This is a genomic window from Pradoshia sp., from assembly GCF_051873915.1.
In the GTDB taxonomy this organism is placed as follows: Bacteria; Bacillota; Bacilli; order Bacillales; family Pradoshiaceae; genus Pradoshia.
The window spans coordinates 1-3,927 of sequence record NZ_JBJEFJ010000011.1 but is presented as its reverse complement, the minus strand read 5'-3'; the positions used below and the strand labels follow the sequence as shown (position 1 = coordinate 3,927).

The 3,927-nt window shown below is 44.4% G+C and carries 5 protein-coding genes and 1 other RNA gene; all 6 read right to left on the bottom strand.

Annotation, left to right across the window (positions count from 1 at the left end; translation table 11 throughout):
* Nucleotides 1-218 precede the first annotated feature (218 nt).
* Complete coding sequence (locus ACI35L_RS01055; protein WP_049672631.1) at nt 219-485, bottom strand: pro-sigmaK processing inhibitor BofA family protein; 267 nt, start codon at nt 483-485, stop codon at nt 219-221.
* Between the two features lie 74 nt (nt 486-559).
* Nucleotides 560-775, bottom strand: a complete 216-nt coding sequence (locus tag ACI35L_RS01050) for a YaaL family protein (protein WP_049672632.1) — start codon at nt 773-775, stop codon at nt 560-562.
* 22 nt (nt 776-797) lie between these two features.
* Nucleotides 798-1,394, bottom strand: a complete 597-nt coding sequence (gene recR, locus ACI35L_RS01045) for a recombination mediator RecR (RefSeq protein ID WP_049672633.1) — start codon at nt 1,392-1,394, stop codon at nt 798-800.
* Nucleotides 1,395-1,405: 11 nt separating this feature from the next.
* Nucleotides 1,406-1,729, bottom strand: coding sequence for a YbaB/EbfC family nucleoid-associated protein (locus ACI35L_RS01040; RefSeq protein ID WP_049672634.1), 324 nt, complete (start codon nt 1,727-1,729; stop codon nt 1,406-1,408).
* Between the two features lie 16 nt (nt 1,730-1,745).
* The gene (gene dnaX / locus ACI35L_RS01035) at nt 1,746-3,443 is read right to left on the bottom strand and encodes a DNA polymerase III subunit gamma/tau (protein ID WP_049672635.1); all 1,698 of its coding nucleotides are present in this window, start codon (nt 3,441-3,443) and stop codon (nt 1,746-1,748) included.
* 131 nt (nt 3,444-3,574) lie between these two features.
* An RNA gene (gene ffs / locus ACI35L_RS01030) (signal recognition particle sRNA large type) lies at nt 3,575-3,839 on the bottom strand.
* Nucleotides 3,840-3,927: the final 88 nt, after the last annotated feature.

The following is a 3,927-nucleotide window of genomic DNA, read 5'->3' as shown; positions in this document are numbered from 1 at the left end:
GTTTTGTTTAGTTTTCAAAGAACAATCTGTTTCGTTGTCGTTTTCAGCGACTTTAATATCATACCAAGTCAGCTTCATTTTGTCAACGACTTTTTTTATTTCTTTTTCGTCATCTGCCTCACTAGCAGCAGCGACGTTTATTAATATACCATCCTTTTTCCTATAGTGCAATAGTTTATATAAAAAAAGTTAGGTTGTCTTTTACAACCTAACTTTCATCACCCAATAATCCATTTTTGTACAATGACTAAAGCCGCCATTCCTGGTATACCTAAGATCCCTGAGATCATTGTCGTGGGGATATTAATAGGAATATGAATCCCATAGCTCCCTCCCGCTGCATTAATCAAAAATAACGCAACGGCGCCAAGCACAAGCTTGGCAATCAGGCTCCCCATTTGTTTCAGAGGATTACGCGGCACACCGGCAATCAACAAAAGCAGAATTAAGCCTATTGCAACAGCAATGAATACCCCTTGCTCCATAGCCATCCCTCCTAAGCGTTTACCTCACTTTATGAGACAAGCACTTCATTTAGAACAGCCCTGGGAGCAAATATTTAATGCAAAGAGACATTCCGTTTCTTTGCTTCTTTAAATAGATAATAGTACTTCAATTCACTTAACTTCGCTTGGCATATCGTATCGAAAGATGGATCGAAGCTCTTCTCAAACAAACCCTTATGGTTATACCAGTTAGCCTTCATCGTCTCGATATCATGGATAAGCTTTTGGTCGAATTCTCTGCGAAGCTTGCCTTTTCTTCGAAATAACACGCTGTCCCCTCCAAGCTGTATCCTACAATTCTCTTCTTCCTTCTATTGCCTTTGATAAAGTGACTTCATCCGCATATTCCAAGTCTCCGCCTACCGGCAGCCCATGGGCTATACGGGTGATTTTTATCCCAGTTGGTTTCAACAATCTAGAGATATACATAGCAGTGGCTTCCCCTTCGATATTCGGGTTGGTTGCGAGAATAACCTCCTGAACCGTCTCATCCTGCAATCTTGTTAAAAGGGCAGGAATATTAATATCCTCCGGCCCAATACCATCCATTGGGGATATGCTTCCATGAAGAACATGATACAAGCCATTAAACTCTCTCATTTTCTCCATAGCGATGACATCCTTCGGCTCCTGCACCACACAAACGATGGACCTGTCGCGATGTTTATCTTCACAAATATAACAAGGATCTTGATCAGTAATATGCCCGCATACAGAGCAGTATGTCAGATTGCGCTTCGCATTTACGAGAGCTTTAGCGAAATCAAGAACCGTGTCTTCCTTCATACCTAACACGAAAAATGCCAGTCTGGCAGCCGTTTTCGGGCCGATTCCTGGCAGTTTCATGAAACTGTCTATCAACTTTGATATTGGTTCAGGATAGTGCATTTACTTACTCCTTACATGAAGCCTGGCGGTAGATTCAATCCTTTTGTGAATTGGCCCATTGTGCTGCTAGTAAGCTCATCAGCTTTTCTTAGAGCATCATTTGTGGCAGCAAGCACCAAGTCTTGAAGCATTTCGATATCATCTGGGTCTACCACTTCTTCTTTGATTTTTACTTCAACGATTTCTTTATGCCCAGTAACGATGACAGTTACCATGCCGCCGCCAGCTGTTCCTTCAATTTTCTTTTGGCCAAGCTCTTCTTGTGCTTCAGCCATTTTCTTTTGCATTTTCTGCATTTGCTTCATCATATTTTGCATATTGCCCATTCCACGCATGTGTATAGCCCTCCAATTATTCTTTTATTTCCACTAGCTCATCGCCAAATAATTCCCTTGCTTTGACGATCAGCGGATCTTCCTCAGCAGGTTCCTGACTGCTCTTTTCTTCGTCATTATCTGTTTTTTGATTAGCAACATATTCTTCCCGGATTTTCTTCCAGGCATCCTCTGGGACACCTACAATGTCAAAGCTGCTGCCTGTGATTTGAAGAAGAGTCGATTTCAGGCCAGAAATGAATTCCTGGTTATTCATTGCCATTTGGCAGTGGATTTCATACTTGAATTTTAGCACAAATGCCTGTTCAGAGGCAGCAACTGGTTCTGCATCGTTCAAAAGGGCAGCTTGTGAGCGTTTGAGTGATTCAAGCATCTCTGCCCAGCTGCCTTTTATTTTCATTAAGGCAGGTTTTGTTGCGCTCTTCAGCACTTCATTTACACGTCCTACAGGCACTTTAAAGGATCGATTAGAGACCGCTGCCTTCTTCGGCTTATCCTTCGGCGTCATCCCTTGGTCACCTGGTGCTTGGGAACGCAAGGAGTTGATTTCTGATTCCAAGTGATTAATACGTTCGACGAGCTTCTTCACAGCAGCATCATCGACACCGCCCGAAGCCGCTTTTACCGGTGCATCGGACTGGCACAATTTCACGAGGAGTACTTCCAAGGAAATTCTCGGATGGGTCGACCATTTCATTTCTTGGATGGATTGGTTCCATTGATCAATCCATGTGTACAGGCTCTCAGGGGCAATCCCTTCAGCCAGCCTCTTGAAATCATCATCTATATAGACTCTTTCCAAGGAATCCTCCAGTCCAGGCGCCGCCTGGAACAAGAGCATGTCCCGGTAGAATAAGATCATATCTTCAACAAACCGGACGGGGTCTTTCCCCATTGCCAGCAAGTCTTTCAATTGACCGAGCGCTTCTGCTGTATCCTTTTCATGAATTGCTTTAACAATCTTGGTCAGGAATGATTGAGAAACAGCCCCCGTAACCGTCAAGGCATCCTCCATTGTCACCCGGTCAGAACCGAATGAGATTGCCTGGTCAAGCAAGCTTAGCGCATCCCTCATTCCGCCCTCAGCCGCTCGTGCAATGACGGAAAGTGCTTGTTCTTCGTACTCAACACCGCTTTCCCGTAAGATTCGTTCCATTCGGCTGACGATATCCTGCGGGGTAATTCGTTTGAAATCAAAACGCTGACAACGAGAGATAATGGTGAGAGGAATTTTATGCGGTTCTGTCGTCGCTAGGATGAAAATGACATGGGCCGGCGGTTCTTCCAATGTTTTGAGCAGGGCGTTGAAGGCACCTGTCGATAACATATGAACTTCATCAATAATGTAGACTTTATACTTAACAGAAGATGGTGCATATTTTACTTTATCCCGGATATCCCGGATCTCTTCTACCCCATTATTAGAGGCAGCATCTATCTCTAAACAATCGGATATTGAACCATCTGTGATCCCTCTGCAGGCAGCACATTCATTGCATGGCTCACTGACAGGAGCATGTTCACAGTTCACAGCCTTTGCCAAGATCTTGGCAGCACTTGTTTTACCAGTTCCTCGAGGACCCGAGAACAAATAAGCGTGGGATATTTTCTGCTGCATCAAGGCATTTTGAAGCGTTTTCGTTACGTGTTCCTGTCCGATTACATCCTCAAAGGATTGCGGACGCCAGACACGGTATAATGCTTGATATCCCAATTTCCTTGCCCCCCTTACATAGTCCCCTTTATTATATCGTAATCGGCCGTATTTACAAACGGCAATCCATACAAAAAAACCATCCTCCGCTGTGGTGAGAATGGTTTAAGTTCTATATGTAAAATTAACTGCCGTGCACCCTCCGTTGATAAGTATCCATAAGCGGAACCATTGCAGTTAGCTCGGCCCAGGCTGCCCTGCGGCACATGGGAGTTCTTACTTACTGCTGCTTCCTTCCGGACCTGACAGGGTTCGTAAGTTCCCATTGCGCAGGACCCAGACGTCAACACCACTTACAATGGTCAGACCTTACAGAGTACTTACCGAAGGAGGGAATTCAGTCTTGCTAGAGCGGATTGCAAGTACAGGGCACCGCTACCTCCCCACCTAGCACGGCAAATTTGAAACCAATAGTTAGGTGTGCCGTAAATGACACATAAATAAGTATAACCATTTACATGAAAAAAAGCAATCCCCACTCCAT

Bases quoted from the DNA above. Each gene is read 5' to 3' on its own strand.
- ACI35L_RS01055 (WP_049672631.1), bottom strand. From the start codon at position 485: ATGGAGCAAGGGGTATTCATTGCTGTTGCAATAGGCTTAATTCTGCTT.
- recR (WP_049672633.1), bottom strand. From the start codon at position 1,394: ATGCACTATCCTGAACCAATATCAAAGTTGATAGACAGTTTCATGAAA.
- ACI35L_RS01040 (WP_049672634.1), bottom strand. From the start codon at position 1,729: ATGCGTGGAATGGGCAATATGCAAAATATGATGAAGCAAATGCAGAAA.